2 protein-coding genes are annotated in these 1207 nt (G+C 53.7%); both read left to right on the plus strand.

What is annotated here, in order from left to right; genetic code table 11:
• Positions 1-65: 65 nt before the first annotated feature.
• A complete protein-coding gene (locus ACOCD2_RS20790; protein ID WP_293650342.1) occupies positions 66-392 on the plus strand; it encodes a hypothetical protein in 327 nt (108 codons plus the stop codon).
• 112 nt (positions 393-504) lie between these two features.
• Positions 505-1207, plus strand: a 703-nt coding sequence (locus ACOCD2_RS20795; RefSeq protein ID WP_293650341.1) for a hypothetical protein, incomplete at its 3' end; no start/stop codon positions are given.

The following is a 1207-nucleotide window of genomic DNA, read 5'->3' on the forward strand; positions in this document are numbered from 1 at the left end:
CCTCGTGATAGATTTTGGGACATCCCAGTCCCCAAAATCGACTCGGCCTTTGACAACCTATATTTGTGCCCCAGCCGTCCTGGTCACCAAGCGCTACGCAACAACTTCGCAAGCTCGTTGCTGCTCCGTACTTGTCTCCCAATGACTGGACGCCGCGTTTGGATGCCTACTTTGCTTTCCTTCTGGCGCTATGCGCACGACGGGTAAGCAGTGCGGCCTCGCGGCTACTGGGGACTACCAGCCTTCGCTTCGCTCTCCATGGCTGGCAGCGATTGCAGAAATTGTACAAATATTGGACGGGAAAATGGATCCACCATAGAAATACGCAATTATTGAGAATTATTCGCATCCACAGGGTGCGCAGCATTCAACCAGCCAAAATCAATTTTTAGTTTTGCATATGGCTCTACCTACACGGGGTTCCGGCGGTGGTTTTCCAACAGTGGACTTGCACCCCATAAGTTCATGCCCATGCCGGAGGTACACAAAGGAGAATAAGGCATCATGAAAAAACAACTCATGACAATAGCAGCACTGGGACTGCTGGGAACACCAGCAGCAGGCATCACCGCACAACGGGTAACCAGCATAGCAGACAACGGCCCCGGGACACTGCGCGCAGCCATCACCGCGGCAGGCGCAGAAGATACAATCACCTTTGCGCCCTGGCTGTACGGAAAGCAGATCCTGCTCAATAGCGAGATCAGCATCAGCAAGAAACTGCTCATCAAGGGAGACATCGATGGCGACAATCGCCCGGACATCACCCTGGACGGCCAGCGAAAGACGCGCATGCTGAAAATCACGTCATCCGGCGATCTGACGCTCTGGGGGATGGAACTGGAGCACGGAACGGCTGACCAGGGGGGCGCCATCTACAACGCCGGTCGCCTGTCGATAAATCATTCGATACTGACAAAAAACGCCGCGCGGGAGGGCGGCGCGATATACAGTCAGAAATATTTGGCCATCGATAAAACCAGCCTGACCAAAAATACGGCATCGAAAAAAGGTGGCGCGATATACGTCAAACCGCCGGGCAGATTCGCCTTTGCCAACCCGCCAACGACGAGGATTTACAAATCGACTTTAGCCTGGAATTGGGCACGAGACAAAGGGGGCGCTCTCTACAATCTAGGCCATTTGACAATACAGACCAGCACGCTCAGCTACAATCGCGCACAAAAAAGCGAGACGGAGACAACGA

This window comes from Thiolapillus sp., assembly GCF_048562965.1.
Taxonomy (GTDB): Bacteria; Pseudomonadota; Gammaproteobacteria; order Chromatiales; family Chromatiaceae; genus Thiolapillus; species Thiolapillus brandeum_A.